We start from the raw sequence: 4919 nt of genomic DNA on the forward strand, positions 1-4919 counted from the left end.
CGTTTTTGTTTCAAGCCTTGCTGCTGATCAGCGCAGCGAGGCGGCGAAGCGCTGGATGCGGCTGCAGGCTTCTTCCAGGGCTGCGTCCGAGGTGGCGTAGCTGATGCGGAAGTAGGGGCTCAGGCCGAAGGCTTCGCCCTGTACGACTGCGACGCCTTCTGCATTCAGCAGTTCGGTGGCGAAGGTTCCGTCGCCGTCGATGGTGACGCCTGCGTCCGTCTTCTTGCCGATCAGGCCAGCGATGGACGGATAGACGTAGAAGGCGCCTTCAGGCGTGGCGCAGGTGATGCCGGTCGCCTGGTTCAGCATGGATACAACCAGGTCACGGCGCTTTTCAAAGGCGTCGCGGCGCTCGGCCATGAAGTTTTGCGGGCCGTTCAGTGCCTCGACGGCCGCCCACTGGCTGATGCTGGTGGGGTTGGAGGTCGTCTGGCTGGCTACCTTGCGCATCAGGTCGATCAGCGGCTTGGGGCCGCCTGCATAGCCGATGCGCCAGCCGGTCATGGCATAGGCCTTGGACACGCCGTTGACCGTCAGGGTGCGGTCGTAGAGGTCCGGTGCGACCTGGGCGATGGTGGTGTATTCAAAGTCGCCATAGACGAGGTGCTCATACATGTCGTCGGTCAGCACCCAGACGTGCGGGTGACGACGCAGGACCTCGGCCAGCGCCTCCAGTTCGGCGCGCGTGTAGGCGGCGCCGGTCGGATTGGACGGGCTGTTCAGGATCAGCCACTTGGACTTGGGCGTGATCGCCGCTTCCAGAACTTCCGGACGCAGCTTGAAGCCGTCCTTCTCTTCACCGACGACAGTGACCGGCTCTCCCCCCGCCAGCAGCACCATGTCCGGGTAGGACACCCAGTAGGGGGCGGGCACGATGACTTCGTCGCCGGGGTTCAGGGTGGCGACCAGAGCGTTGAAGATGACGGGCTTGCCGCCCGGCGCGACGTGGATCTGGGCGGCCGTATAGTCGAGGCCGTTTTCACGCTTGAACTTGGCGACGATGGCCGCCTTCAACTCAGGCATGCCGTCGGCGTCGGTGTACTTGGTTTCGCCGCGATTGATCGCGTCGATGGCGGCCTGCTTCACATTATTGGGGGTGTCGAAGTCCGGCTCACCCGCGCCGAGCCCAATCACGTCGCGTCCCTCGGCTTTCAGCTTTCGCGCCTGGGCAGTCACGGCGATGGTGGCCGAAGGCTTGACGCGGGCGAGGGCGGAGGATTGCAGGCTGGACATGAATATCCCGTGGTTTTTGGAAGTTTTTGCCGGGAAGGCGAGGTTCCTTACGCGTGGTCGCCGTCTGGGACAATGCGTGGATGCTCGCTAATGCGCGGGCGTAGTGATAAGCGGCGCTTCTGATGCGCTGGATCATCGATTTTCTGTCGAACATGGAAGCCCGCCGCTGGCGCGCCGTGCTGGCGACAGCTGTGCTGCTGGGCGCGATGATCGCACTGTTCGCTGTCGGCAAGAGCCATCTTGGGCTGGAAGCTGAGGATCAACTGGAGGCCTGGCTGGCGGGTTTCCGTCAAGGCCCATGGGGTTTGGTCGCCGCGATCGCCGTGTTTACGGTCGCTGCCTTCTTCGGTGCGCCGCAGTTCATTCTGATTGCGGCGTGCGTGGTCGCCTTCGGACCTTGGTTCGGGTTCCTCTACAGCTGGATCGCCACCGTGGTGTCGGCGGGCGTGACCTATTGGCTGGGACGCGGCATGGCGGCAAGACTGTCGGCCGCCTGACGCGGTTTGTCGGCAAGAACGCCTTCTACGCCAGCTTCATGATCCGCAACGTCCCGTCCGCGCCCTTCATCGTGGTCAATATGGCGTTCGGCGCAGCGCGGGCGTCGTTTCCCGGTTTCCTGGCCGGCTGCGCCTTGGGCGTGTTGCCCAAGACGGCGCTGGTGGCCTTCTTCGGAGGGTCGTTCATGACAGCGGTCAGCGGCGACGGCGTCTGGACCTCGCTTATCCTGGCGGGCGTCGCACTGGCATGGCTGATTCTCATGCTGTGCGTCCGTGAATTGGTGAAGCGCAGAGAGGCGGCGCGCGGCGACTAATCCTGCGGTTCATCAGGGTTTTTGCGTACCAATGAATTTAATCCTCATTCATGGCGACCGCTCAGGCTGTGCAAAAGTGCACGGAGTACCGCCTATGGATTTGCGAAGGCTGCATCAGGAACACCGCGCGATCGTTCGCATCGCCAGCGACCTGATTGGCGTGTCGCGAGAGGTGCGTGACCGTGACGACGCCAATGATGCGCGTTTCCTGATCGAACAACTGGACCGGGTGCTTGGCCTTCATCTGGAGCTTGAGGACCGCGCGCTTTACCCGGCCCTATTGGGAAGCAGCGATGCCCGCGTCGTTGAAATCGCAAAAGACTGTGCCGAGGACATGGGCGGGCTGGCCGATGCCTGGTGCGATTATCAGCGGCAATGGCCAGCCGAAATGATCTACCGAAACGCCGATAGATTTGCTGCGGTCAGTCGTGTGCTGATGGAGGCGGTCGCCCAGCGCGTGGATCGTGAAGAGCGTGAACTCTATCCGTTGGCGGAATGTCTGGAAACGCGCGCGGCTTAGCCTTGACCGCTGTCATTCATGTCACGCTAACGAGGCGGTGATCAGGGCTTGTAATCCCAGAAACATACAGGCAAACGGGCCTGAGTAGGCGTGGCGAAGACGATCAGGACGCTGTCCGGCACGGGGATGTCGTGACAGTTAGGGCGTCGCCAAGTCCACTGCAAAACAGACGCCCTCGGTCAGAACAAACGGTATCATTTTCCATGAGCTTTTCCCTTTTCGGCGCGATCTCGAACGACATCGCGATGGACCTGGGCACCGCCAACACCCTGATCTACCAAAAGGGCAAAGGCATCGTCCTGAACGAGCCGTCAGTCGTTGCACTGCGTAATGTCGGCGGACGCAAGATCGTCCATGCTGTCGGCATCGAGGCCAAGCAGATGCTGGGCCGCACCCCTGGTCACATGGAAGCCATCCGCCCGATGCGGGATGGCGTCATCGCCGACTTTGAAGTCGCAGAAGAAATGATCAAGCACTTCATCCGCAAGGTTCACAACCGCAAGGGTTTCGTGAACCCCAAGATCATCGTCTGCGTGCCGTCGGGCGCCACGGCGGTCGAGCGCCGTGCGATCAACGACTCCTGCCTGAACGCCGGCGCACGCCGCGTCGGTCTGATCGATGAGCCGATGGCGGCTGCGATCGGCGCAGGCTTGCCGATCCACGAACCGACCGGCTCCATGGTCGTCGACATCGGCGGCGGCACGACGGAAGTCGCCGTTCTTTCGCTGTCCGGCATCGTCTATTCGCGTTCGGTCCGCGTTGGCGGCGACAAGATGGACGACAGCATCATCAGCTACATGCGCCGCAACCATAATCTGCTGATCGGTGAAACGACCGCCGAACGCATCAAGAAGGATATCGGCACCGCCCGCATCCCGGCCGATGGCGAAGGCCTGTCGATCGAGGTCAAGGGCCGCGATCTGATGCAGGGCGTGCCGCGCGAAGTTCGCATCTCGGAACGTCAGGCCGCCGAAGCCCTGGCCGAGCCGGTCACCCAGATCATCGAGGCCGTCAAGGTGGCGCTGGAAGCCACGCCGCCGGAACTGGCCGCTGACATCGCCGACAAGGGCATCATGCTGACGGGCGGCGGCGCGCTTCTGCGCGGTCTGGACGTCGAAATCCGCGATCACACCGGTCTGCCGGTTTCGGTCGCTGACGATCCGCTGTCCTGCGTGGCAGTCGGTTGCGGTCGTGTGCTCGAACATCCGCGTTGGATGAAGGGCGTGCTTGAGTCCGCACTCTGATTAAAATCGCGGCGGAGGTCCTCTCCGCCGCGATAGTTTTCCCGCTTGCGTGATCGAAGGTTCCATTCCGGCCTCGATTTTGCGATAGGCAGGCTTAATGGCGGGCACGGTTCCGCCGATTCCAAACCCCTTATGTGGAAGGTCGCCCGTGGCGTTTCGCGACGGCTCTTTTGAAAATCTGAAGGTGCCGCTGGCCTGGACGGCCGCGGTCGTGGCTGTGGTCGCCATAATCGGCGCCGTGCTTCTGCTCATCAGCGACCGCCGCACGGTTGATGCCGAGTCCAGTTATGGCGCCCTGCGCGGCGGGTTTGAGACTGTTGTCGGACCCGTCAGCAATGTGCTGGCTGCGCCGGTCCATTGGTTTGGCGATGCGAGCAGTTTCATCGGCGGCTATTTCTTCGCTGTTTCCGAGAACCGGCGGCTGAAGGCCGAGATTGCGGATCTGCGGTCCTGGCGTGACGAAGCCATCGCCTTGAAGAACGTCAATGGCCGGTATGAAGCCATGCTGGGTCTGCGCAGCGAACCCGCCGTGGCGATGGTCGCCGGACGGGCGATCTCGGACGCCCGCGGCCCCTTCAATCGCGCCAAGCTGCTGGACGTCGGTTCATCTAAGGGTGTTCGCGTCGGCAATCCTGTTCTGAACGAAGACGGACTGGTGGGGCGGGTCACCGGCGTGACCGGCGGCGTCAGCCGCATGATCATGCTGACGGATGTCGCGTCGCGCCTGCCGGTGTTGATCGACCGCACGGATGCGCGCGCCGTCATGACGGGCGATGGCAGCGGCAATCCGCGCCTTGAGTTTGTTCGCGGTACTGGCTCGGTGCAGCCTGGCGACCGCATTCTGTCATCCGGCGACGGCGGCGGGCTGCCACGCGGCATTCCCATCGGGGTCGCCGCCAAGGGCATCGACGGCAGCTGGCGGGTGAAGCTGTTCAGCGACCGGGGCGCCATCGACTATGTCCGTGTGCTGTTGTTCCAGGACTTTGGTCAGTTGATCAACCCGGACGCCTTGAACGCCGCGCCGCTGGCGGGGCTGAACACAGCGCCTGAACCGAATGCGGGACAGGCTGCGGCCATCGCCGATGCGGCGGCGCGTCGGCGGGCGGCGGCC

General features: G+C 63.2%; 6 protein-coding genes. 5 read left to right on the forward strand and 1 reads right to left on the reverse strand.

What is annotated here, in order from left to right; all coding sequences use genetic code 11:
• Positions 1-27 precede the first annotated feature (27 nt).
• Entirely contained in the window at positions 28-1233 is a 1206-nt protein-coding gene (locus QZ281_RS07900) for a pyridoxal phosphate-dependent aminotransferase (protein WP_292226878.1), read from the reverse strand.
• 122 nt (positions 1234-1355) lie between these two features.
• Here QZ281_RS07900 and QZ281_RS07905 point away from each other — a divergent pair, with 122 nt between their 5' ends.
• The 5 genes from QZ281_RS07905 to mreC all read left to right on the forward strand — a co-directional run.
• A complete protein-coding gene (locus QZ281_RS07905; protein ID WP_292226880.1) occupies positions 1356-1730 on the forward strand; it encodes a hypothetical protein in 375 nt (124 codons plus the stop codon).
• Positions 1688-2044, forward strand: a complete 357-nt coding sequence (locus QZ281_RS07910) for a VTT domain-containing protein (protein WP_292226883.1) — start codon at positions 1688-1690, stop codon at positions 2042-2044. The genes QZ281_RS07905 and QZ281_RS07910 overlap by 43 nt, the downstream gene beginning before the upstream one ends.
• Positions 2045-2075: 31 nt before the next feature.
• Entirely contained in the window at positions 2076-2564 is a 489-nt protein-coding gene (locus QZ281_RS07915; RefSeq protein WP_292226885.1) for a hemerythrin domain-containing protein, read from the forward strand.
• Positions 2565-2767: 203 nt separating this feature from the next.
• Complete coding sequence (locus QZ281_RS07920; RefSeq protein ID WP_201097701.1) at positions 2768-3808, forward strand: rod shape-determining protein; 1041 nt, start codon at positions 2768-2770, stop codon at positions 3806-3808.
• A 148-nt stretch (positions 3809-3956) separates the two neighbouring features.
• Positions 3957-4919: rod shape-determining protein MreC (gene mreC / locus QZ281_RS07925; protein ID WP_292226890.1), on the forward strand; the 963-nt coding region annotated here is incomplete at its 3' end.

The organism is Brevundimonas sp. (genome assembly GCF_018608325.1).
In the GTDB taxonomy this organism is placed as follows: Bacteria; Pseudomonadota; Alphaproteobacteria; order Caulobacterales; family Caulobacteraceae; genus Brevundimonas.